This window comes from Actinacidiphila cocklensis (assembly GCF_907177275.1).
In the GTDB taxonomy this organism is placed as follows: Bacteria; Actinomycetota; Actinomycetes; order Streptomycetales; family Streptomycetaceae; genus Actinacidiphila; species Actinacidiphila cocklensis.
Map to the genome: position 1 here is coordinate 1 of NZ_CAJSLV010000077.1, position 23763 is coordinate 23763.

Consider the following 23763-nt stretch of genomic DNA (forward strand, 5'->3'; position numbering starts at 1 on the left):
GGCCTGAAGCGCACGGCAGGGCCGGCACGCCGGCCGAGCCCGGGTACCCGGCGCCGCAGGACGACACCCCGGGTGCCGCCGGGCACCCCGGCCCCGGCCGCGGGACCGCCCCGGCGGACGGCTCGGGCGGGCGGCGCGACACGGGCCAGGCGCGGCGGCCGGGAGCGGGTCCCGGCGGGCGCAACGGCGTCGTCGGATCGATAGGAGCCTGGGCCAGGCGGCGGCTGGGCGGCGCGGGGCGCGGCGAGGGCGAGGAGGCGTACGCCGGCGGTGAGGCCGAGGCGCTGCGCGAGCGCTGGCCCGACCCGGCGGCCGTCCTGCTGACGGCGCTGGGTCCCGGCAGGCGGCTGTGGGAGCGCGCCCCGGAGCACCCGGACGCGCTGGCCGTACGGCTCGGCACCGCCGACCTGCCGTCGGAGCACGGCACCCGGCGGCTGGCCGGGGTGCCCTTCACCGTGGACCTGCGCGGGCCGCACACCTCCGCCCTGACGCTGGCCGGGCCGCGGCCGCGGCTGGCCGGCCTCGCCCGTGCGGTGCTCGCCCAGCTGTGCGCCCTGCACTCCCCCAGCACCCTTGAGGTCGTCCTGCTCAGCGCGGACCGCGCCAGGCCCGCGGACCAGCGGGCCGAGGAGTGGTCGTGGCTGAACTGGCTGCCGCACGTGCGCCCGTCCCGCGGCCAGGACTGCCGGCTGCTGCTGGCCTTCGACCACGACCAGGCGCTGGCCCGTACGGCGGAACTGGCCCGCAGGATCGAGGAGGGTCCCGCGGACGGCGGGCACCAGGGGCCGTATTCGCTGCTGGTGGTCGACGGCGACCCCGGTTCCGCGGCGCTGCGCGGCACCGTCGCACGTATAGCCGCGGCGGGTCCCTCCGTCGGCATCCATGTGCTGTGCCTGACCGAGCCCGGCGAGCGGCCCGCCGTGGACGACGGGGTCGTCGCCCGGCTGTCGGGTGACGTCGCCACGACGCTGCGGGTCGAGCCCGCGGGGCAGCCGGCCGCGGCGGATGCGGGCGGCGCCGACGAGATCGTGCTGGACGCGGTGTCCGCCGCCTGGGCCGAGCACTTCGCCCGGGCGCTGGCACCGCTGCGGGAGGTGGACGCGGACACGGCGGGGGCCGGTTCGCGGCATGCGCTGCCGTCGTCCGTGCGGCTGCTGGACGAGCTGGACCTCGCGCTGGCCACCCCCGCGAAGATCGCCGCGCGCTGGGCGGCCGCGCCTGCCGCGGTGCCGTCGGCGGTGGCGGTGCTCGGCGCAGGGGCGGGCGGGAGCCCGGGCGGCCGGGTGGCCGTCGACCTGGTGGCCGAGGGGCCGCACCTGATCGTCGGCGGGGCGCCGGGCGCGGGCAAGACCGAGCTGCTGCGGTCGTTCGCGGCGGCGCTGGCCGCCGGCGAGCGGCCCGAGCGGCTCGCGCTGATCCTGCTGGACGGCGCAGGGCAGGACCGCGGCGAAGGCCTCGCGGCATGCGCCGACCTGCCGCACGTCAGCACGCATCTGGTGGCCTCCGACCCCGTCCGCATGCGGGAGTTCGCGCAGGCGCTCAGCGCGGAGCTGAAGCGGCGCGAGGCGGTGCTCGGCGGGAAGGCGTTCGCCGCCTGGCACGCCGACCGGCTCCTCGCCGCGACCGTGTCGCATCAGGGCGGCCGCCCGGCGGGCGCCCCGGACGCGCCGGACGCCCCCCAGGCGCCCCCGCTGCCGCGTCTTGTCGTGCTCGTCGACGACTTCGACGCGCTCGTGGCGCCCGCGCTCGGCGCGTCGGGGCGGCCCGCGGCCGGCAGCGTCGTGCGGGCGATCGAGGCGATCGCGCGGGACGGCGAGCGGCTCGGCGTGCACCTCGTCGCCTCGACCGGCCGTCCGGAGCGGACGGCGGGCACCGACGCGGACGAGCGGGCGCCGCTGCGGGTCGCGCTGCGGATGCCCGACACGGAGTCCGCGGCGCTGCTCGTGCACGTCGAGGACCCGGCCGGGCTCGACGAATCCGTCCCCGGCCGCGGGTATCTGCGGCGCCCCGGCGGGGCGGTGACGGCCTTCCAGGCCGGGCGGGTCAGCGGGCGCATCCCGCGGACGGCGACCTTGCGGCCGACGGTTGTGGCTCTGGAGTGGGAGCGGATGGGGGATCCGCCGGCGCGGCGCCAGGTCCGTGAGCTCGGCAACGGGCCCACGGATCTCGCCCTGCTGGCCAGCGCGTTGCAGCGTGCCGCTGAGGCCGAGCCGTCCCAGCGGTGACCCCGAGGGTCCCCCCGTCTGCCCCCTGCGGTCCTCCCGGGACCACCGGCCGGCGGGTGGCTCCCAGGTGACCGCCCCTCGCGGTGGCGCGCTGCCTTTCCCCGGGTAGCGGGTTGCGCGCGCGGTTCCTCCCCCAGAGCTTCGCCTGGGGGTACCCCCACCAGAGCTTCACCCGGGGGTACCCCCACCAGAGCCTCGCCCGGGGATACCCCCACCAGAGCTTTGCCTGGGGGTACGCCCAGCGCCCCTGAAAACGCTCACCGCACTTCCGGAAGCAGGTTTGGGGCAAGATCACGGAGGGGTCACATTGCGGGGGGCTCCGCGCGCTTGGCCTTGCCGGGGGGAGTTCGCGGGGCGTAGGACAGGACGCCACGGGACTGAGGGGATGCGAGATGCACACGTTAACGGCTAAGACGCACATCGCCCCGAGCGGCAGCGAATTGCGCCGGACTACGCGCATAGCGCTCGCCGTCGTATCGGCGTCGGCCCTGGCGCTGACCGCCGCGGCCTGCGGCGGGGGCGGCAGTGACGACGGGGGCAAGAAGAGCACCGCGCCGGCGACGTCGGCGTCGGCCGGCGGCAGCGGCGGTGACGCCCTGCAACTGCCCGACCTGCACGGCCAGAAGCTGGAAGTGGCCGCGGTGTGGACGGGACCTGAGCAGAAGAACTTCCAGAAGGTGCTCGACGAGTTCGACAAGCGCACCGGCGCGAAGACCACGTTCGTGCCGACCGGTGACAGCCAGTCGACCTTCCTGGGCACGAAGATCCAGGGCGGCGCCCCGCCCGACGTGGCGTTCCTGGCGCAGAACGGCGTCCTGCACCAGTTCGCCGACAAGGGCTGGCTCAAGCCGCTGGGAGCCGAGGCCCAGGCCCAGTTGAGCAAGAACTTCTCCCCCGGCTGGCAGCAGCTCGGCGCGTGGAAGGGCAAGCAGTACGGCATCTACGCCAAGGTCTCCAACAAGTCGCTGATCTGGTACAACGCCGCAGCCTTCAGCAACGCGGGCGCGACGGAGCCGAAGACCTGGGCGGACTTCCTGAAGACCGCGGAGACCGTCTTCGAGTCGGGCACCCCCCCGGTGTCGATCGGCGGTGCGGACGGCTGGACCCTGACCGACTGGTTCGAGAACATCTACCTCTCGCAGGCCGGTCCCGAGAAGTACGACCAGCTGGCCGCGCACAAGATCAAGTGGACCGACCCGTCGGTGAAGGACGCGCTGACCACGCTGGGCCAGCTGTTCGGCGCCAAGGACCTGATCGCGGGCGGCGCCAAGGGCGCCCTGGGCACCGACTTCCCGAAGTCGGTCACGCAGACCTTCGGCGGTACGCCGGCCGCCGCGATGGTCTACGAGGGCGACTTCGTCTCGGCGTTCATCTCGGCCAACACCAAGGCGAAGGTCGGCACGGACGCCAAGGAGTTCGCGTTCCCCGCGGTCGGCACCGGCAAGGCGCCGGTGGTCAGCGGCGGTGACGTGGGCGTGGCGCTCAAGGACGGCCCCGGCGCGCAGGCGCTGCTGACGTTCATCGCCTCGACGGACGCCGCCAAGATCTGGGCGCAGGGCGGCGGTTACCTCTCGCCGAACAAGTCGCTTGACATGGCGGCCTATCCGGACGACGTGCAGCGCAACATCGCCAAGTCGCTGATCGCCGCGGGCGACGACTTCAGGTTCGACATGTCGGACCAGGCGCCGGCGGCCTTCGGTGGCACGAAGGGCGAGGGCGAGTGGAAGGACCTCCAGGACTTCCTCGCCAAGCCGTCCGACGTGGCGGGCGCGCAGGCGAAGCTGGAGGCGGACGCCGCCAAGGCGTACGGGAGCTGAGGCACGTGGCCCCGGCACAGGTGGCTGGTGCCACCGCGGGGGCGGGGGGCGGCGGTTCTGCCGCCGCCGCTCCGCCCCCGCCGGGTCCCGGAAAGGGATCCGGTCCCCGTCGCAGTGTGATGGGCACCCGGCCGTGGGTGGCCGCGGTGTTCCTGCTGCCCGCGCTGGTGCTGCTGGGCGCGCTGGTGGCGTATCCGATCGTCTACACCGTCAAGCGCAGCCTGTACGACGCGGACGGCAGCGCCTTCATCGGGCTGAAGAACTTCGGGACGGTCTTCAGCGACCACGGCATCCTCACCGCGGTCCGCAACAACGTGGTCTGGGTGGTGGTCGCGCCGGCCGTGGCGACCGCGCTCGGCCTGGTGTTCGCGGTACTCACCGAAAGGGTGCGCTGGGGAACGGCGTTCAAGCTGATCGTCTTCATGCCGATGGCGATCTCGATGCTGGCCGCCGGGATCATCTTCCGGCTGGTCTACGAGCAGGACCCCTCGCAGGGCGTGGCGAACGCGGTGGTGGTGGCGGTGCACGACACCTTCACCGACAACGCGGCCTACCCGGGGGCCAGACCGCGCCCGAACAGCGATCTGGCGCCGACCGCGGGCGGCTCCTTCACCTCGAAGTCCACCGCGAGCGCAGGCACCCCCGCGGACCTGCCGCTGGTCGGCATCCCGCAGAACAAGGTGCCGGCGGGCGCGCGGGACGCCAGGCCCGCGCCCCCGCAGCCGGGCGCGGTGACCGGCACCGTGTGGCTGGACTTCCGGCCGGGCGGCACCGGTAAGCCGGGGGTGATCGACCCCGGCGAGAAGGCGCTGGCCGGGGTGAAGGTGCAGGCCGTCAAGGACGGCAAGGTCATCGCGTCGGCGAAGTCCGGCAAGGACGGCACCTACAAGCTGCCGGCCGCGGCGGTCGGCGCCCGGCTGCGGCTGCCCGCCTCGAACTTCTCCGGGAAGTACGAGGGCATCAACTGGCTCGGCCCGAGCCTGGTCACACCGTCGATCATCGCGTCCTACATCTGGATGTGGGCCGGCTTCGCGATGGTGCTGATCGCGGCGGGCCTGGCCGGGGTGCCGCGGGAGCTGATGGAGCAGGCCCGGGTGGACGGGGCCAACGAGTGGCAGGTCTTCCGCCGGATCACCGTGCCGCTGCTGGCACCGGTACTGGTGGTGGTCGCCGTCACGCTGATGATCAACGTGCTGAAGATCTTCGACCTCGTCTACATCATCGCGCCCGGCAGCTCCCAGCAGAACGCCAACGTGCTGGCGCTGCAGCTGTACCTGTCGTCGTTCGGCGGCGGTGACGACCAGGGCGTCGGCAGTGCGATCGGTGTGATCCTGCTGCTGCTGGTGCTGCCGGTCATGATCTTCAACATCCGGCGGCTGCGCAGGGAGGGACGGCGATGAGCGCGGACGCGAGCGCGGGGCCGGCGATGCCCCTGAAGACCGCGGAGCGGCCGGCGGCGGTTCGGCCCAAGGAGAGCCTGGGTTCCCGGCTGGCGGCCGTCGCCGGCGGCGGGGTGGTACGGGTCGTGCTGCTGGTGGTGGGCCTGTTCTGGCTGCTGCCGACGCTGGGCCTGCTGCTGTCGAGCCTGCGGACCCCGGCCGACATCTCGACGAGCGGCTGGTGGAAGGTCTTCACCTCGCCGTCGCAGCTGACGGTGACCAACTACCGCACCCTGCTGGACAACCACGCCGTCACCGACTCGCTGGTGAACACGGCGCTGATCACCGTTCCCGCGACGCTGCTCGTGGTGGTGATCGGGGCGCTGGCCGGATACGCCTTCGCCTGGATGGACTTCCCCGGCCGGGACTGGTGGTTCATCGCCGTGGTGGCGATGCTCGTGGTGCCGGTGCAGGTGGCGCTGATCCCGGTGGCGAAGCTGTTCGGCGACATCGGGATCTTCGGTGACATCTCCGGGGTGGTGCTCTTCCACACCGCCTTCGGGCTGCCGTTCGCGATCTTCCTGCTGCGGAACTTCTTCGCGGAGATCCCCCGCGAGCTGCTGGAGGCCGCGCGGCTGGACGGTGCGGGCGAGCTGCGGCTCTTCCTGCGGGTGGTGATGCCGCTGGGCGGGCCGGCGATCGCGTCGCTGGGCATCTTCCAGTTCCTGTGGGTGTGGAACGACATGCTGGTCGCGCTGATCTTCGCGAACAGCGACTCGCAGCCGATCACGGTGGCGCTGCAGCAGCAGGTCCGGCAGTTCGGCAACAACATCGACATCCTGGCGCCCGGCGCGTTCGTGTCGATGGTGATCCCGCTGGCGGTCTTCTTCGCCTTCCAGCGGCAGTTCGTGTCCGGCGTGATGGCGGGCGCGGTGAAGTAGCGGCACGGCCGCCGGGTGGCGCGGGAGTCTTCCGCGGCAACCCGGTGACACGGTGACGCGGCGGACAATTCCGGCCGCGGGGGACGTTTACACTGACGCCCCCCGCCGCCGGGAGCCGCCCGTTCCAGGGGCTCCCGCCCTTCGAACGGAACCCCATGACGCTCACCCCCACCGCCTCCGATCCCGCCGGCGAGCAGCTTCCCGAGCCCACCTCGCTCGACGAGGTCAAGGGCTGGTTCTTCCCGGCCGACCAGGTGCTCTTCGACTGGTTCCTGACCCGCCAGAACGAGCTGACCGAGCCGGGCGACCTGCTGGAGATCGGCGCCTACATGGGCAAGAGCGCGATCTTCATGGGCGGCTACCTGCGCGACGGCGACACGTTCACGGTCTGCGACCTGTTCGATTCCCCGGCGGAGGACGACGCGAACTCCGCGGAGATGCGGTACTCCTACTCGACGCTCACCCGTCGCTCGTTCGAGTCCAATTACCTGTCCTTCCATGACGAGCTGCCGCAGGTGATCCAGGGCCTGTCGTCCCTCGTACGGGACCGGGTGCAGGCCGCAAGCTGCCGCTTCGCGCACGTCGACGGCTCGCACCTCTACGAGCACGTACGCGGTGACATCGAGGACACCAGGGCGCTGCTGCACCCGCACGGCATCGTCGCGCTCGACGACTACCGCTCCGAGCACTGCCCGGGGGTGGCCGCCGCGGTCTGGGGGGCGGTCGCCACCGGCGGGCTGAACCCGGTGTGCGTGACCGGCACCAAGCTGTACGGCACGTGGGGCGACCCGGCGCCGGTGCGCGAGCAGTTGCTGGAGTTCCTGGCCGGGCGCGACGACATGTGGCACGGCGTCGAGGAGGTGGCCGGCGACCGGTTGGTGCGGGTCAAGGGCACCAGCGCGGTGCCGCCGGCCCACCCGCGGTCCCGGCACCACCGGGAGGAGCCGCAGGTCGCCGAGGAGGTCGCGCCGATCCCCCTGGCGGAGCAGCCCGCGCCCGCGCCCCGGCGGCGCTCGCCGCTGCGCCGGCTGGCGCTCAACGTGCTGCCGCCGTTCGTGTCCAAAGGCTTCGTAAGGCTTCGTGCAGCGCTGCGCCACGAGGCGTAACCAGCGGGGCGGCCGCGCGTTCGCAGGATATATAGCATCACATACCGCATTCACCGCGTATGTGGTCGTAGTGTCCCGTGTCCCCGGCCGAACCTGGATGTGCTGCTGTGCCCCGCTTCAGCGTCATCGTGCCCGTTTACCACGTGCAGGCCTATCTGCACGCCTGCCTGGACTCCGTGCTCGGCCAGTCGTTCGGCGACTTCGAGCTGATCGTGGTGGACGACTGCTCGCCGGACGGCAGCGGCGAGATCGCCGACGCCTACGCGGCCCGCGACCGCCGGGTGAGCGTCCTGCACCTCGCCGACAACGTCGGCCTGGGCATGGCCCGCAACGCCGGCCTCGCCCGGGCCACCGGCGACTACGTGCTCTTCCTGGACAGCGACGACACCTACGCGCCGGGCGCACTGCAGGCCATCGCGGCCAGGATCGACCGGACCGGCCGCCCCGACCTGCTGATCTTCGACTACGACCGCACGTACTGGAACGGCGAGGCGGAGCGCAACCAGTTCAGCGCGCTGCTGGCCCGGACCGGCCCGCAGGTCTTCTCGCTCGACCAGCACCCCGGCCTGCTGCGGCTGATCATGGTCGCCTGGAACAAGGCCTACCGGCGGGACTTCCTCGACAAGGTCGGGGTGGCCTTCCCCGCCGGCTACTACGAGGACACCCCGTGGACGTACCCGCTGCTGATGGCCGCGGAGACGATCGCGCTGCTCGACCAGGTGTGCGTGCACTACCGGCAGCGCCGCAAGAGAGGCATCCTGCACACCACCAGCCGGCGGCACTTCGAGATCTTCAAGCAGTACGACCTGCTCTTCGCCTTCCTCGACGGCCGCCCCGACCTGGAGCGCTGGCGCACGGTGCTCTTCCGCCGGATGCTCGACCACCTGACCACGGTCTTCAACCTGCCCGACCGGCTGCCCAGATCGTCCCGCCCCGAGTACTTCAGGCGCTGCCGCGCCCAGTACCGCAAACTGCGGCCCGAGGGCTTCGACTTCGCGCTGAGCCGGCGCAGCGGGGTGCGCTACCTGCTGGTCGCGCTCGGCGCCCGGCGCACCTTCCAGGCGCTCGGCGCCCTCCACCGGCTGCGGCTGCGCACGGCGCAGCGGGCCAGGGCGGCGGGCGGGCGGCTGCGGGCCGGGGTCCTGCACGCGTACTACCTGGCGCAGCGGCGCCGGCCGCTGGACCCCGACCTCGCGGTCTTCTCCGCCTACTGGGACCGCGGTTACGCCTGCAACCCGGCCGCCGTCGAGGGCACGCTGCGCGAGATCGCCCCGCACATGCGCACCGCGTGGGTCACCACCGAGGAGTACGCGCACACCCTGCCGCCCGGTGTCACCCGGCTGCAACCCGGCTCGGCCGCCTACTGGAAGGCCATGGCCCGGGCGTCGTACCTGGTCAGCAACGTCAACTTCCACCACCGCTACGCCAAGCGGCCAGGACAGACCAACGTGCAGACCCACCACGGCACCCCGCTCAAGCACATGGGCGTCGACCTGCTCCAACACCCCGCCGCCGCACACGGCTTGGACTTCGAGCGGATGCTGCGGCACGTCGACCGCTGGGACTACAGCGTCTCGGCGAGCCGGCACTCCAGCCTGGTCTGGGAGCGCGCCTACCCGGCCGCCTTCACGTGCCTGGAGTACGGCCAGCCGCGCACCGACGTCTTCCACCGGGCCACCCCCGAGGAGGTGCTCGCGCTGCGCGACGGCCTCGGCATCCCCCGCACCGCGACGGCGCTGCTGTACGCGCCCACCCACCGCGACTACCAGAGCGGTTTCCTGCCGGCGATCGACCTGCCGCGGCTCGCGGAGGAGTTGGGGCCGGGGGTGGTGCTGCTGCTGCGCACGCACTACTTCTACCCGCCCGGGGACGCGGCGGGCACGGCGGGCACAGCGGGCACAGCCCACCCGCGGATCATCGACGTGTCGGGGCACCCCTCGGCGGAGGAGCTGTGCCTGGCATCCGACGGGCTCATCACCGACTACTCGTCCCTGATGTTCGACTACGCGGGCCTCGACCGGCCGATCGTGCTGCACACCGCGGACTGGGACACCTACCGGGCCACCCGGGGCGTGTACTTCGACGTCACCGCGCACCCGCCGGGGCCCGTCGCCCGCACCCAGGAGGAGCTGACCGACATCCTCGCCACCGGCTCCTGGTCAGGCCCGCGCTCGGCCCAGCTCCGCGCCGCCTTCCGCGCCCGCTTCTGCCCCTACGACGACGGGCACGCGGCGGAGCGCGTCGTGCGCCGCGTCTTCCTCCGGGAGGACGGGGGGTTGCCGGCCGTCGTCCCCCTCCCCGACCGCCACCCGACGGCTCCGCCGCGCCCTCTCCCGACCCGCCCGGCCGCGCGCCCTCTTCCCTGAGGGGCCCCCGAGGGGGCGCCTGGGGAGGCGCCTGAGGAGGGTGCCCCTTGCGGTGGCGCCGCGCCTTTCCCGCCGTTCGGGCTGGTCGCGCAGACCGGCGACGCACCGCAAGGGGCGGTCCCCCACCCCGACGGGAGTCACATCGCGGGGGCCGGGGACGGGTCGGCGAGGGCCGAAGGCGCAGGAGCGGGGTACCGGTCCGGGAGGGGGCGGTACGGGAGGAGCCCCTCCTCGTGGAGGAACACCCGCCGCACGACCCGCTCGGCGGCGAGCCCGTCGTCGTAAGAGCAGAACCTCTCCCGAAAAGCCGCGCGCAGCGCACTGGCCGGGGCGCCCTCCCACGCACCGCCGCGGAAGACCTCGGCCAGGGACGCCTCGTCGTGGGCGACGGCCCCCGGCGTCTCGCCGGCCCGCCCCGACAGCAGGTCGAAGTAGACCCCGCGGGCGGCCCGGTAGGCCGCCCAGTCCGCCGCGTGGACGACGATCGGCCGGTCGAGGTTGGCGTAGTCGAACATCAGCGACGAGAAGTCGGTGACCAGCGCGTCGGAGGCGAGGCACAGCTCCTCCACGCACGGGTGCGAGGACACGTCCACGACCGCCCCGGCCAGATGCAGCGCTTCGAGCTGCGGGCTCTGCCCGTAGAAGTAGTGCGCCCGCACCAGCAGCGTGTAGCCGGGTCCCAGCTCGCCCGCGAGGCGTTCCAGGTCCAGCGGGAGGACGAACTCCCGCTCGTAGTCACGGTGGGTGGGCGCGTAGAGGATCGCCGTCGTGCCGGGTGCGAGCCCCAGCGCCTGGCGGGCGCGGCGGACGTCGTCGGGTCCCGAGGTGTAGAAGACGTCGTTGCGCGGGTAGCCGCTGGGCAGCGTGCGGTAGCCGCTGGGGTAGACCCGGTCGAAGACCTCCGCCGAGTGCTGGTTGGCGACGAGCGAGTAGTCCCACTGGTCGGCGTGGTCGAGCAGCCGGCCGAAGCTCATCCCCTTGCCGACCGCGGGCCTGGCCCGCAGGTCCATGCCCATGTGCTTGAGCGGCGTGCCGTGGTGCGTCTGCGTGTACGTCTGCTCGGGCCGCTTGGTGACGTTCCCGGTGAAGTTCGCGTTGTTGACCAGGTGGCCGGCCCTGGCCAGGACGTCCCAGTAGCGCCGGGAGTTGACGACGACGTGGTCGACGCCGGGCGGCAGCGCGTCCCGGTCGCGCCTGTTGACGACCCACACGCCGTGCAGGTGCGGTGCGATCTCCGCCGCCTTGCGGTAGATCGCGGCCGGGTTGCAGGACACCCCGCGGTTCCAGTAGGCGGCGTAGAGGACCAGGTTCGGGTCGACGGGCCGGCGCAGCCGCATCCGGTAGTAGCGCTGGTAGAGCGCGCGGGCCAGGCCGTTCCTGCGTGCCCTGGCGTTCTTGGCGATCCGCACGGCCAGTGCCCGCGCGCCCAGCGCCGCCCGGTAGCGGCCGTAGGAGCCGGTGCCCGCGGCCCTGACCCAGCGGGCCTCCTTCGGCTCGGGCGCGGTCCAGCCGGCCGGGCGGTGGTCGGTGAGCAGCCGGCCGGCCCCGCGGACGAAGCCGGGTGCGGCGTCCGGGCTGAGCCGGTCCTCGCCGACGGCCATCAGCACCGCGGCCATCTGCCCGTACAGCGCGGCCCGCGCGGCCTCCCCCGGCAGGTCGGGGTCGGCGAACAGCTCGGCGTAGCGGTCGAGTACGGCCAGGTGGTGGGCGCCGCGGGTGGTGGTGAGGCTGCCGGAGCGGCGCTTGCGCCAGCGCACGCACACCCGGTCGAGGCAGGCGACGCGCCCCGCCGCGGTGAGCAGCCGGGTGGCGACGGCGACGTCGGCGTAGGGGGCGTCGCCGAACGCGAAGCCGTGGGAGGTCCAGAAGTCCCTGCGCACCGCGCGGTTCCAGGCGGCCGGGTAGCAGGCCAGGCAGTCGGGGAGGTCAGCGGCGGTGAAGACGCGCTCTCCCGCGGCGGCCAGGAAGTCGCCGTCGCCGCTCTCCTGGACGTTCTCCCACACGGTGAAGCGCTCGTGGTCGAAGAGCAGCACGTCGGGGTCGCCGGTGCGGCCGAGCCTGGTGTCGAGGGCGGCGAGCGTGCCGGGCGCCATGAGGTCGTCGGCGTCCAGGAAGAGCAGGTAGTCGCCGGTGGCGCGGGCGGCGCCTGCGTCCCTGGCCTTCCCGGTGCCGCCGGTGCGGTCCAGGCGCACCGGGACGACCCGGGGGTCGGCGGCCGCGAGGTCGGCGATGATCGCGCCGCACGCGTCGGGTGAGGCGTCGTCCACAACGATCACCTCGACGTCGCCGCCGGACCGGTCGAGTCCCGACTGGTCGAGCACGGACTCCAGGCAGGGGCGCAGGAAGCCCTGCGCGCGGTAGGCGGGAACGACGACGCTGAAACGTGGCATGACCATCCTGGACAGATCGGTGGTTACCGGCAGGGATAACGTCCGAGGGTAATTGGCCGCGCACGCTGTGTCGATCCGCGGGGTCGTGTCGCTCGTTCGGCCTACCTTCGGTGACCGCTGCGGGCGCGGCGAGTTGAACACACGGCATGGTCTGCCACCGCCGTCCCGAAAGGAGCGTTGTCCCCCCATGACGCCCCGCCTGACCGTCGTCGTCCCCGTCTACAACGTCGAGCAGTACCTGGAGGAGTGCCTGCGGTCGATCGCAGCGCAGACACTGGCCGAGCTCGACGTGGTCATGGTGGACGACGGTTCGACGGACACCAGCGCGGACATCGCGCAGGCGTTCGCCGCCCGCGACCCGCGCTTCCGGCTGGTCGCCCAGGACAACGGCGGCCTCGGCCACGCCCGCAACACCGGTGCGCGCAACGCCGATCCCGCGACGCCGTACCTGACGTTCGCCGACAGCGACGACGTGCTGCCGCCGCGCGCGTACGAGCAGCTGACCGGCCTGCTCGACCGGTCCGGCTCGGACTTCGCCACCGGGAACGTCTACCGGCTGACGACGGCGGGACGCAGCCAGGCCTGGCAGCACCGCGGCATGACGAGAACCGTCAGCCGCACCCACATCACCCGCGACCTGGGCCTGCTGTCCGACCGGGTGGCCTGGAACAAGGTCTTCCGCCGCGCCTTCTGGGACAAGCACGGCCTCGCCTTCCCCGAAGGGGTGCTGTACGAGGACACGCCGCTGACGATCCCGGCGCACTTCCTCGCCGACGCCGTCGACGTCCTCCACGAGCACGTGTACTACTGGCGGATCAGGGAGGGCTCGATCACCCGGCGGCGCACCGACGTCAAGGGCGTACGCGACCGGATCGCGGCCGTCGACGGGGTCTCGCGCTTCCTCGCCGACCCGGCCAACACCCGCTGGAGCGGCCACAAGCGGGACTACGACCGGTCGGTGCTCACCGACGACCTGCTGTACTTCATCGAGGCCCTGCCGATGGCGGGACCCGAATACCACCGGGTCTTCATGGACCGCGCGGGCGACTACCTCAGCCGCGTCGACCCCGCGCTCTACCCGGGGCTGCCGGTGGAGCTGCGGCTGCGCTGGGAGCTGATCAGGGAGGGCCGGCTCGACGACCTGCTGACGGTGCTCGGCCACGAACGGCAGGGCGGCCGAACGGTCTTCGACCTCGCCGGGCTGCCGCTGCGCAAGCGGGCCGTCGTCGTACGCCCCGACGGGTCGCCGGTGCCGCTGTCCCGGGCGGCGACCGCGACCGGCGCCACCGACCTGCCGGTCGTCGCGCGGCTGCGGGACCTGGAGTGGCGGGACGGCAAGCTGGTGCTCAAGGGCTACGCCTACATCCGCAACGTCGACGCCCGCACCCGGCGCTCCTCGCTCAAGACCGCGGTCGCCACCTGCGGGCGGCGCAGGCTGCTGCTGCCGGTGCGCACGGTGCGGGCCGCCGACGTCACCGACGAGCAGGCGCAGGAGCGCCACTGCTACGACTGGTCGGGATTCGAGATCACCGTCGACCCGGCGCGGCTGCGCACCGACGGCGGCTGGAAGCCGGCGCAGTGGCGGATCGGCATCGTGGTGGCGGGCGGTGCCGCGGTCCGCCCGGCCGCGCTGCGCGCCGCGGAGGCGGGTGCGGGCTCCTCGCCGGTGCCCTTCCCGCTGGACGACGACACCCGGCTGGTGCCCTGGTACAAGGACGGCCGCCTGCACCTGTCGGTCGAGCCGGTCACCCGCCGGCTGACCGCCCACCGCCCGTCCGACGACGGCCTGCTGCACCTCGACCTCGCGGTCCGCGACCGCACCCTGCCGGTGGCCGCGCGGCTCACCCAGCAGGCGACCGGCGCCGTCCTCGACTACCCGCTGACCCCGGCTGAGGGCTCCGGCGGCAGCGCGGGCTGGACGTCGCTGTCCGCCGGCTTGGTGCTCGCCGACCTGGGCGGGGCGCGGCCCCCGATGTCCGGGCTGCCGAAGGAGGTCGCCCCGGAGACGACGGCGACCTGGACCGCGGAGGCCGTCTTCCCCGACGGCGGCACCGCCCGCTTCAGCCTGGACCGCGACCTGCCCCCTGGCCGCTACGCCCTGCCGCCCGACGAGCGCCTCGGCGAGCCGCGCCCCCGCGAGCTGTCCGTCGAGGGCACCGCGGCCGGCAACCTCGTCCTGCGCGACCGCACGCCGCAGGCCGTCGCCGACGCCCTCTCCTTCACCCCCGACGGGAACCTCCTCGTCTCCGGCGAACTCCCCCCGGCCGCCGCGGCCGCCCCGGGCGTGCGGCTGGTGCTGCGGCACGGCACGTACGCGGCCGAGACCGGCGCCGAGGTCGTCGCCGCGGAGGACCGCGGGCGGTTCTCCGCTGCCGTGGACGTCGGGGCGCTGCCGCACGCCGGGCGCTGGTACCTGCACCTGCGGGCCGGCGGCACGGACACCCCCGTACGGGTCGCGCCGAAGGCGATGGCCGCGCTGCCGCTCGAAGCGGCGGTCAGCGAGGGGTCCCGGCCGCTGCAACTGGACCGCCGCTTCCACGACCACCTGTTCGTGGCCGCCGGCTCCGCCGTCCCCGCCGCGGACCGCGGCCCGTACCGGCAGCGGATGCTGCGCGAGCGGCGCTACCCCGTGCTGGCCCGCCGCGAGCTGACCGGCACCGTCCTCTACAGCAGCTTCGACGGCCGCCGCTGCGACGACTCGCCGCGTGCCGTGCACGAGGAACTGGTGCGGCGCGGTACGGCGCTGGACCACGTGTGGGTGGTCGCCGACCGTACGACGCCGGTACCGGCCGCCGCCCGGCCCGTGGTGCTCGGCAGCCACGCCTGGTACGAGGCGCTGGCCCGCAGCCGGCACATCGTCACCAACACCCACCTGCCCGCCTTCTTCCGGCGCCGGGTCGGCCAGCACGTCGTGCAGACCTGGCACGGCACCCCCGTCAAGCGCTTCGGCCAGGACCTGGCGGGCACCCTGTGCGCCGACCTCACCCACATGTGGCCGCAGCCGCGGCTCGGCGGCCAGTGGACCGTCCTGCTGTCGCCCAGCGCGCAGAGCACCCCGGTGCTGCGCAGCGCCCTGGCCTTCGACGGCGAGGTCGCCGAGACCGGGCTGCCGCGCACCGACCTGCTCAGCGGCGAGGACCGCGACAAGGTCGCCGAGGACGTACGCGCCCGGCTCGGCCTGCCGCCCGGGCGCACGGTGGTGCTGTACGCGCCGACCGTCCGCGACGACGAGGCCTACGACGCCGCCCACCAGCGGCTGCACCTGGCCGCCGACCTGGCCGCGCTGGAGGCGGAACTCGGGGCCACCCATGTGCTGCTGGTGCGCGCGCACCCGCTGGTCGCCGACACCGTGCCCGCGGACGGCGGCTTCGTACGGGACGTGTCGGGCCACCCGGATCTGGCGGAACTGCTGCTCGCCGCCGACGTCCTGGTCACCGACTACTCCTCGCTGCTCGCCGACTTCGCCGTCACCGGCCGCCCGATCCTGCTGCACACCCCCGACCTCGCCCACATGCGGGACACCCTGCGCGGCTTCGCCTTCGACTTCGAGGCGCAGGCGCCGGGGCCGCTGCTGGCGACCACGCAGGAGCTGGCGGCGGCGCTGCGCGACCCCGCCGCGGCGGCCTCGCCGCACGGCGCGGCATATGACGCGTTCAGGGCCGCCTTCTGCCATCTGGACGACGGCCGAGCCGCCTCCCGCGTGGCGGACCTGATTCTGCGCGGACCGCGCATCTGATGAAACGGGGCCGGCAGGGCGGCCCGCGCACTGCCGGCCCCCCGGCAGCGGAACAAGAACAAGAACGAGAACGAGACCAACGGAAAGCCGGAACGACCCGCAGGACCCCCAGGAGGCCTCCACCGTGCACCTGTCCGTGATCACCTCGCTCACCGGACTGGCCCTGCTGGGCTGCATTCTGGAGCTGCTGCGCCGGCACCAGCTGCGCGAGAAGTACGCGGCGCTGTGGCTCGCGGTGGGCTCCGCGGTGGTGCCGCTCGGGCTGTTCCCGCAGATGCTCGACTCGCTGGCCCGCGGCCTGGGCATCATGTCGGGCGCCAGCCTGGTGCTCTTCGCCGGCATCGTGCTGCTGCTCCTGGTGTGCCTCCACCTGAGCTGGGAGTCCAGCCGTCTGGAGGAGGAGACGAGGACGCTCGCCGAGGAGATCGCGCTGATCAGGGCGGCGCTGGACGAACAGAACCGGCCGGCCGCGGTGGCGGCGGCCCGCCGCGCGGAGGGCGGCGCCGGATGACGCCGGGTCCTGACGCGGGCGCGGATACGGGCAGGCGGCGGGTCCTGGTGATCGTGCCCGCCTGGAACGAGGCGGAGGGCCTGGCCGCGGTGCTGGCCGAGCTGCGGGCCGCGGTACCGGCCGCCGACGTCCTGGTGGTCGACGACGGCTCCACCGACCGCACCGCGCAGACCGCCCGCGCGGCCGGCGCCCTGGTGGCCCGGCTGCCGTACAACCTCGGCGTCGGCGGCGCCATGCGCACCGGCTACCGCTACGCCCTGGACCAGGGCTACGACGCCGCCGTGCAGGTCGACGCCGACGGCCAGCACGACCCGGGCTACGTGCCCGCGCTGCTGGCCGCGCTGGAGACGGCCGACCTGGTGGTCGGCGCGCGGTTCGCGGGCGTGGGCGACTACCGGGTGCGCGGGCCGCGCCGCTGGTCGATGCGGCTGCTGTCGCTGGTGCTGTCCGGGATGGCCGGCACCCGGCTGACCGACTCGACCTCCGGCTTCCGCGCCTGCAACCGCGACATGATCGCCTTCTTCGCCCGCTGGTATCCCGCGGAGTACCTGGGCGACACCGTCGAGAGCATGGTCGGCGCGCTGCGCCGCGGCTACCAGGTGCGGCAGGTGGCGGTGGCGATGCGGCCGCGCACCACCGGTGCGCCCAGCCAGTCGCCGGCCCGGGCGCTGGTCTACCTGGCCAGGACCGCGCTGGTGCTGCTGCTCGCCCTGACCCGCCGGGTCCCGGCGCCGCAGCGGGCCGAGGCCGCCGCCCGGGTGCCGGAGCCCGCGGAAGCCGCGGGGGTCGCCAGGTGAGCGCGCCGGCCTTCGACGTGATGATCCCGTACTACGGCGACGTGCCGCTGCTGCGGGCCGCGGTGCGCAGCGTGCAGGCGCAGGACGGCGACGACTGGCACCTGACGGTGGTGGACGACGGGCGCGAGCCGGGGGTGCCCGAGTGGTTCGCGGCGCTCGGCGACCCCCGGGTGAGCTATCTGCGCAACCCGCGCAACCTGGGGGTGACCGGCAACTTCAACCGCTGCGTGGAGCTGGCGCGGGCGCCGCACGTGGTGCTCATGGGCTGCGACGACCTGATGCTGCCCGGCTACCTGCGCACCGTGCGGCGGGCGCTGCGGCGCAGCCCCGGCGCGGCCATGGTGCAGCCCGGGGTGCAGGTCGTGGACGCGGCGGGGCGGCCGTGCTCGTCGCTGGTGGACGCGGCCAAGCGGTGGGTCTACGCGCCCGCGGGCATCCGCTCGGCGCCCGCGCTGCTGGGCGGCGAGGACCTCGCGGTCAGCCTGCTGCGCGGCAACTGGCTGTACTTCCCTTCGGTGTGCTGGCACACCGAGGCGCTGCGGCGGCACCCCTTCCGCGCGGACCTCGGCGTCATCCAGGACCTGGCGGTGGTCGTCGACCTGCTGCTCGACGGCGGCCGGTTGGCCACCGACCCCGAGGTCTGCTTCCGCTACCGGCGGCACGCGGTCAGCGCGTCCGCCGCGCAGGCGGTGACCGGCGCCCGGTTCGACGAGGCCCGCCGCTTCTTCCTCACCACCGCGGCCCGCCTCACCGCCCATGGCTGGCCCCGCGCCGCCCGCGCCGCCCACCACCACTGGTCGTCCCGCCTGCACGCCCTCACCCTGCTGCCCGCCGCGGCCCCCGCCCCGCACCCCACGGCGACCCTCCTGACCCACGCCTTCACCGCCCACCGCCTCCCAAGGCCGGCCCGCGCCGCCACCGCGGGGCCGACTCCCGCGGGCGCCGGCAGCAGGCCGGAGAGCCGCGGGTGAGAGCGGGCGGGGTGGTGCCGCGGGGGACGGGGCTCGTCGGGGTGGGGATGGTGGTCAACGCCGCCGGTGCGTACGCGCACTTGGCGCTGGCCGGGCGCGGCCTGGGCACCGCGGGGATGGCCGGGCTGTCCGTGGTGTGGGCGGTGGCCTTCTCCGTGGGGATCGGGCTGTTCTTCCCGCTGGAGCAGGAGCTGACCCGTACGGTGGCCGCCCGGGTCGCGGGCGGCGCCGCCACCGGGCCGCTGCTGCGGCGGGGGGCGACGGTGGCCGCGGGACTGCTCGCCGGCGTCGTGCTGCTGCTCGCCGCGGCCCACCGCCCGCTGGCCCGGCTCGCCTTCGACGGCGACGCCGCCCTGCTGTGGCCGCTGGCCGGCGCCCTGTCCGCGCTCGCCGCCGCCCACACGCTGCGCGGACTGCTGGCGGGACACGCCCGGTTCGCCGCGTACGCCTGGCAGCTCGCCCTCGACGGCGCCCTCCGGCTCGCCTCCGCGGCCGCCCTGCTCCTGACGGGCAGCCACTCCCCCACCGCCTTCGCGCTGGTCCTGACCACCTCCCCGCTCCTCGCCTGCCTCCCCGTCCTGCCCACCGCCCTCCGCACGGCCGCGCGCCCGCTCACCGCCGCGGCGCCGACCGTGCCCTCGCCCGCCCGGGGACCGCGCAGCGCCACGCCGGCCGCCCGAGGGCCGCTGGGCGAGCCGCCGCGCACGGAACGCACCGCACCGGGCAGCGCGAAGCCCGGCCCCGGGGAGATCGGGCGGGGGCTGGTGGCGCTGGTCGGCGGGGCCGTGTTCGCGCAGGCGCTGGCCAACGCCCCCGTACTCGGGGCGAAGGGCCTGGCGCCGGGTGACGCGGCGCTGGTCACCGCGCTGCTGTGCGCGCTGACCCTGGTGCGGGTGCCGCAGTTCGCGGTCGGCGCGCTGCAGGCGGGCCTGCTGCGGGAGCTGACCGTACGGCAGCAGCGCGGCGACCGGGCGGGCGTCGCCCGCGGGGTGCGGCGCAGCGCCGGGGGGATGGCGGCGCTCGGCGTGGTGTGCACGGTGCCGGCCGCGCTCGCCGGGCCGTGGGTGACCGAGCGGCTGCTCGCGGCGCCCCCGGTCCTGGGACATCTGGACTTCGCCGCGCTGGGCCTGGGCACCACCGGCTACCTGGTGGCGTACCTGCTCGGCAACGGCACCCTCGCCACCGGCGGCCACCGCCCGCAGGCACTGGCCTGGGCGGCGGGCGCGGCCGTCACCGCCGCGGCGCTCGCCCTGCCCTGCCCGCCGGGCCCGCGCGTCGAGGCGGCCTACGCACTCGGCTCGTGGACCGCCGCCGCCCTGCTCGCCGCCCGCCTGATCCGTACGCTCAGAGTCGACACACCCGTGAAAGGCGCCCCGATGGCCGACACCGCCTCCCCCGACTACACCACCCGGCTGCTGGCCAGGCGGCTGCTCCCGACGCAGGCGCCCTACCGCTGGAACCTGCGCAGACTGCGGCTCGGCAGGGTGCTGGACGTCGGCTGCGGGGTGGGCCGCAACCTGCGGCACTGCGCCCCGGGCAGCGTCGGCGTCGACCACAACGCGCACTCGGTCGCGGCGGCCCGCGCCCGCGGCCTGACCGCGTACACCCCGGAGGAGTTCGCCGCCACCGACTGCGTGCCCGGCTCCTTCGACAGCCTGCTGTGCGCGCACGTCCTGGAGCACCTGGACGCGGCGAAGGCCGCCGCGCTGCTGGCGACGTACCTGCCGTACGTGCGGCCCGGCGGCCGGGCCGTCCTGATCACCCCGCAGGAGGCGGGCTTCGCCAGCGACGCCACCCACGTGCGCTTCGTCGGCTTCGCCGAGCTGGAGGAGGAGGCGCGGGCCGCGGGCCTGAACGTCCGCAGGGCGTACTCCTTCCCGCTGCCACGCGCGGCCGGACGGCTCTTCCGGCACAACGAGTTCGTGCTGGTCTCCACCGCCCCCGGGCGGCGGGCGTGAAGGCCCTCGTCCTGGCCGGCGGCCACGGCACCCGGCTGCGCCCGATCACCCACACCTCCGCCAAGCAGCTCGTGCCGGTCGCGAACAAGCCGGTCCTCTTCTACGGCCTCGAAGCCATCGCCGACTGCGGCATCGAGGACGTCGGCATCATCGTCGGCGACACCGCCGCCGAGATCATGGCCGCGGTCGGCGACGGCTCCGCGCACGGCGTGCGCGTCACGTACATCCGGCAGGAGCAGCCGCTCGGCCTGGCGCACGCGGTGCTGATCGCCCGGGACTTCCTCGACGACGACGACTTCGTGATGTACCTGGGCGACAACTTCATCGTCGGCGGCATCGGCGACCACGTCGCCGCCTTCCGCGCGCACCGCCCGGCCGCCCAGCTGCTGCTGACCCGCGTGCCGAACCCTTCGGAGTTCGGCGTGGCGGAACTGGACGCGCAGGGCCGGGTGGTGGGCCTGCAGGAGAAGCCGGCGGTGCCGCGCGGCGACCTGGTGCTGGTCGGCGTGTACCTCTTCTCGGCAGCCGTCCACGAGGCGGTCCGCGCGATCAAGCCGTCGGGGCGCGGCGAGCTGGAGATCACCGACGCCATCCAGTGGCTCATCGACCGCGGCAGCGACGTCAGGTCCACGGTGATCGACGGCTACTGGAAGGACACCGGCAACGTCACCGACATGCTGGAGGTCAACCGCTCGGTGCTGGAGACCGTCGAGCGCGGGGTGCACGGCGAGGTCGACGCCGCCAGCGAGCTGGTCGGCCGGGTCAGCGTCGGCGCGGGCGCCAGGATCACCGGCTCGCGCATCGTCGGCCCGGTGATGATCGGCCCCGGCACGGTCGTGGAGGGCTGCTACGTCGGCCCGTTCACCTCGATCGGCGCGGACTGCGTGCTGCGCGACAGCGAGATCGAGTTCTCCATCGTGCTGCCCGGCTCGTCCATCCTCGGGGTGCGCCGCATCGAGGCGTCGCTGATCGGCCGCAAGGTCGAGGTGACCCCAGGACCGCGGACCCCCGCCGCCCACCGGCTCGTACTCGGCGACCACAGCAAGGTGCAGATCTCCTCATGACCACTCGCATCCTGGTGACCGGCGGCGCCGGCTTCATCGGCTCGCACTACGTGCAGGCCCTGCTGTCCTCCAGCGCGGCGGCGGTCGAGGTGACCGTGCTGGACGCGCTCACCTACGCCGGGCGCCCGGAGAACCTCGACCCGGTGCGCCGCGACCCGCGCTTCACCTTCGTGCACGGCGACATCCGGGACACCGCCCTGGTCGACCGGCTGCTGGCCGGGCACGAACAGGTCGTGCACCTGGCCGCCGAGACCCACGTGGACCGCTCCATCGCGGGCGCCGCCGACTTCGTCACCACCAACGTGGTCGGCACCCACACCCTGCTGGACGCGGCCGTCAGGCACCGCGTCGCGGTGTTCGTGCAGGTCTCCACCGACGAGGTCTACGGGTCGATCGAGACCGGCTCCTGGCCGGAGACCGACCCGCTGCGCCCCAACTCCCCCTACGCGGCCTCGAAGGCGTCCGCCGACCTGCTGGCGCTGGCCCAGCACCGCACCCACGGCCTGGACGTGCGGATCACCCGCTGCTCCAACAACTACGGGCCGCGGCAGTTCCCCGAGAAGCTGATCCCGCTGTTCGTGACCCGGCTGATGGAGGGCCGCCCGGTGCCGCTGTACGGCGACGGCCGGCACGTACGCGACTGGCTGCACGTCAGCGACCACGTCCGCGGCATCGAGCTGGTCAGGCGCGGCGGCAGGGCCGGCGAGGTCTACAACATCGGCGGCGGCACCGAGCTGTCCAACCGCGAGCTGACCGGGATGCTGCTGGAGGCGTGCGGCGCCGGCTGGGACCTGGTCCGCGAGGTGCCCGACCGCAAGGGCCACGACCTGCGCTACTCGGTGGACTGCGGCAAGATCCGCGCCGAGCTGGGCTACGCCCCGCGGGTCGGCTTCGCGGCCGGCCTGGCCGCGACGGTGGACTGGTACCGGCGGCACCGCGACTGGTGGGAGCCGCTGCTGACCGCGACGGCCGGGGTGGTGGGTCCGCGATGACGTGGCTGGTGACAGGGGCCGGCGGGATGCTGGCCCACGACCTGCTGCTGCGGCTCGCCGAGGGCGGCGAGGCGGCCGTCGGGGTGGACCGGGCGGCGCTGGACATCACCGACGAGGACGCGGTGCGCACGGTCTTCGACGACCACCGGCCGGCCGTCGTGGTCAACTGCGCGGCCTGGACCGGGGTCGACGCGGCGGAGACGGCGGAGCCGGACGCGCTGCGGGTCAACGGCGAGGGGCCGCGGCACCTCGCGGTGCTGGCCGCGAAGCACGGCGCCCGGCTGCTGCAGGTGTCCACCGACTACGTCTTCGCCGGCGACTCCTCGGCCCCGTACCGCGAGACCGACCGCCCGGCGCCGCGCACCGCCTACGGCCGCACCAAGCTCGCGGGCGAGCACGCGGTCCTCGACCTGCTGCCCGGCGACGGGTACGTCGTGCGGACCGCGTGGCTTTACGGGGCGGAGGGGCCGAACTTCGTCCGGACGATGATCCGCCTGGAGCGGGAGCGCGACACCGTCGACGTGGTCGGCGACCAGTACGGCCAGCCGACCTGGACCGCGGACCTCGCCGAGCGCCTCGTCGCGCTCGGGTCGGGCGACGCCCCCGCCGGGATCTACCACGGCACCAGCGCGGGCGCGGCCAGCTGGTACGACCTGGCCCGCGAGGTCTTCCGGCTGCTCGGCGCCGACCCCGACCGGGTCCGCCGGGTGCCGACCTCCGCGGTGCCGCGGCCCGCGCCCCGGCCGGCCTCCAGCGTGCTGGACCACGGCGGTTGGGCGGCGGCGGGCGTCGAGCCCATCCGTGACTGGCGTCAGGCGCTGGCCGCGGCCTTCCCCGCGCTGCGCAACTGCTCGTAGTAGGCGGCGCATTCGTCGTACCTCGGCAGCAGCCCCGACCGCTCCGCCTCGGCGAGCGTCGGGGCCGCGGCGTCCTTCGCGGACAGCAGCGGCGGGCAGTCCGCGGGCCATCCGATGCCCAGCGCCGGGTCCAGCGGGTGCACCCCGTGCTCGCGGCCCGGCGCGTAGCCCTGCGAGCACAGGTAGACGACGGTGGCGTCGTCGGTCAGCGCGAGGAAGGCGTGCCCGAGGCCTTCTGCCAGGTAGACCGCCCGGTGCGCGCGGTCGTCCAGCAGGACCGCCTCGTGCGCCCCGTACGCGGGCGAGCCGGTCCGCACGTCCACCACGACGTCGAGCACCGCGCCTCGCACGCACGTGACGTACTTCGCCTGCCCGGGCGGCACGTCGGCGAAGTGCACCCCGCGCAACGTGCCGCGCCGTGACACCGAGCAGTTGGCCTGCGCCAGGCCGAGCGGGTGGTCGTTGGCCTCGGCGAAGTCGGCTCCCCTGAACCACTCGTGGAAGCGCCCGCGCTCGTCGGGGAAGACGGCGGGTTCATGGACCCAGGCCCCGGGGATGCGGGTCTCGCGCATGAGGATGCCTTCCGGGTCGGAGTGTTCGGGGTTCCGGCTTGCGGGCGCTCGGGGGCCGGGTGCTCGGGTGCTCGGGTTTCC

16 protein-coding genes are annotated in these 23763 nt (G+C 74.4%); 14 read left to right on the top strand and 2 right to left on the bottom strand.

The features are described from left to right. The 6 genes from NFU81_RS28160 to NFU81_RS28185 form a co-directional block, all read left to right on the top strand. A partial coding sequence (locus NFU81_RS28160; RefSeq protein WP_251495651.1) for an FtsK/SpoIIIE domain-containing protein occupies window positions 1–2225 on the top strand: 2225 nt, incomplete at its 5' end. 392 nt (window positions 2226–2617) lie between these two features. Next, window positions 2618–4042, top strand: coding sequence for an ABC transporter substrate-binding protein (locus NFU81_RS28165; RefSeq protein ID WP_251495654.1), 1425 nt, complete (start codon window positions 2618–2620; stop codon window positions 4040–4042). A 119-nt stretch (window positions 4043–4161) separates the two neighbouring features. Further along, window positions 4162–5442: a carbohydrate ABC transporter permease gene (locus NFU81_RS28170; protein WP_251495656.1), complete on the top strand. Its 1281-nt coding sequence runs from the start codon at window positions 4162–4164 to the stop codon at window positions 5440–5442. 26 nt (window positions 5443–5468) lie between these two features. Then, window positions 5469–6362 (top strand): carbohydrate ABC transporter permease, encoded by an 894-nt coding sequence (locus NFU81_RS28175; protein ID WP_251495776.1) that lies wholly within the window; start codon window positions 5469–5471, stop codon window positions 6360–6362. 155 nt (window positions 6363–6517) lie between these two features. Beyond that, the gene (locus NFU81_RS28180; protein ID WP_251495659.1) at window positions 6518–7468 is read left to right on the top strand and encodes a class I SAM-dependent methyltransferase; all 951 of its coding nucleotides are present in this window, start codon (window positions 6518–6520) and stop codon (window positions 7466–7468) included. A gap of 107 nt (window positions 7469–7575) precedes the next feature. Beyond that, window positions 7576–9834, top strand: a complete 2259-nt coding sequence (locus NFU81_RS28185; RefSeq protein ID WP_251495662.1) for a bifunctional glycosyltransferase/CDP-glycerol:glycerophosphate glycerophosphotransferase — start codon at window positions 7576–7578, stop codon at window positions 9832–9834. A gap of 137 nt (window positions 9835–9971) precedes the next feature. Here NFU81_RS28185 and NFU81_RS28190 read toward each other — a convergent pair whose 3' ends face one another. Further along, window positions 9972–12224 (bottom strand): bifunctional glycosyltransferase/CDP-glycerol:glycerophosphate glycerophosphotransferase, encoded by a 2253-nt coding sequence (locus NFU81_RS28190; RefSeq protein WP_251495665.1) that lies wholly within the window; start codon window positions 12222–12224, stop codon window positions 9972–9974. A gap of 187 nt (window positions 12225–12411) precedes the next feature. Between NFU81_RS28190 and NFU81_RS28195 the strand changes: the two genes are divergently transcribed. The 8 genes from NFU81_RS28195 (at window position 12412) to rfbD (ending at window position 23110) form a co-directional block, all read left to right on the top strand. Then, the gene (locus NFU81_RS28195; protein ID WP_251495668.1) at window positions 12412–15960 is read left to right on the top strand and encodes a CDP-glycerol glycerophosphotransferase family protein; all 3549 of its coding nucleotides are present in this window, start codon (window positions 12412–12414) and stop codon (window positions 15958–15960) included. Window positions 15961–16084: 124 nt separating this feature from the next. Beyond that, window positions 16085–16471, top strand: coding sequence for a DUF2304 domain-containing protein (locus NFU81_RS28200; protein ID WP_251495671.1), 387 nt, complete (start codon window positions 16085–16087; stop codon window positions 16469–16471). After that, window positions 16468–17268 carry a glycosyltransferase family 2 protein gene (locus NFU81_RS28205; protein WP_251495674.1) on the top strand — a complete coding sequence of 267 codons (801 nt, stop codon included), beginning with the start codon at window positions 16468–16470 and terminating at the stop codon, window positions 17266–17268. Before NFU81_RS28200 ends, NFU81_RS28205 begins: the two co-directional genes overlap by 4 nt. Further along, window positions 17265–18239, top strand: a complete 975-nt coding sequence (locus NFU81_RS28210; protein ID WP_251495677.1) for a glycosyltransferase family 2 protein — start codon at window positions 17265–17267, stop codon at window positions 18237–18239. Before NFU81_RS28205 ends, NFU81_RS28210 begins: the two co-directional genes overlap by 4 nt. Further along, on the top strand, window positions 18236–20197 hold the full coding sequence (locus tag NFU81_RS28215; protein ID WP_251495682.1) for a methyltransferase domain-containing protein: 1962 nt from the start codon (window positions 18236–18238) through the stop codon (window positions 20195–20197). Before NFU81_RS28210 ends, NFU81_RS28215 begins: the two co-directional genes overlap by 4 nt. Next, window positions 20194–21261 carry a glucose-1-phosphate thymidylyltransferase gene (locus NFU81_RS28220; RefSeq protein WP_251495685.1) on the top strand — a complete coding sequence of 356 codons (1068 nt, stop codon included), beginning with the start codon at window positions 20194–20196 and terminating at the stop codon, window positions 21259–21261. Before NFU81_RS28215 ends, NFU81_RS28220 begins: the two co-directional genes overlap by 4 nt. After that, window positions 21258–22253, top strand: a complete 996-nt coding sequence (rfbB, locus tag NFU81_RS28225; protein ID WP_251495688.1) for a dTDP-glucose 4,6-dehydratase — start codon at window positions 21258–21260, stop codon at window positions 22251–22253. Before NFU81_RS28220 ends, rfbB begins: the two co-directional genes overlap by 4 nt. After that, window positions 22250–23110, top strand: coding sequence for a dTDP-4-dehydrorhamnose reductase (rfbD, locus tag NFU81_RS28230; protein WP_251495693.1), 861 nt, complete (start codon window positions 22250–22252; stop codon window positions 23108–23110). Before rfbB ends, rfbD begins: the two co-directional genes overlap by 4 nt. Here rfbD and NFU81_RS28235 read toward each other — a convergent pair. Further along, on the bottom strand, window positions 23065–23682 hold the full coding sequence (locus NFU81_RS28235) for a dTDP-4-dehydrorhamnose 3,5-epimerase family protein (protein WP_251495696.1): 618 nt from the start codon (window positions 23680–23682) through the stop codon (window positions 23065–23067). The two genes, rfbD and NFU81_RS28235, sit on opposite strands and share 46 nt — an antisense overlap. Window positions 23683–23763 lie beyond the last annotated feature (81 nt).